Origin of the sequence: Chryseobacterium mucoviscidosis (assembly GCF_002177115.1) — a bacterium.
Lineage (GTDB): Bacteria > Bacteroidota > Bacteroidia > Flavobacteriales > Weeksellaceae > Chryseobacterium > Chryseobacterium mucoviscidosis.
In genome coordinates this window covers 1-235 of sequence record NZ_MVAG01000054.1, presented here as the reverse complement: position 1 = coordinate 235, position 235 = coordinate 1, and the positions used below count along the sequence as shown (strand labels likewise).

The 235-nt window shown below is 39.6% G+C and carries 1 protein-coding gene; it reads right to left on the bottom strand.

Annotated elements, in window-relative coordinates:
• The coding region (locus B0E34_RS01175) for an ATP-binding cassette domain-containing protein (protein ID WP_228422990.1) at nucleotides 1-225 on the bottom strand (225 nt) is incomplete at its 3' end.
• Between the last annotated feature and the right edge of the window lie 10 nt (nucleotides 226-235).

Here is a 235-nt window from a genome sequence, read left to right as displayed (position 1 = left end):
GCCGTCTGATAAGTTTGGCGATTGGTGAAATAATGCCACAACCGAGCGGTAATCAGTCGCAGAGATTTGGGAGATGGGTATTAATTTGCCATTTTTATTTAACATAATCTTATTAGCATTATCCAAAGGCAGTAAATCAGCTAATGCCTGTAATAACAAGGATTTACCAGACCCTGAGCGACCCATTAAGCTGATTTTTTGTCCAAAGTGTAGGGTGAGTGTGATATTATCTAGC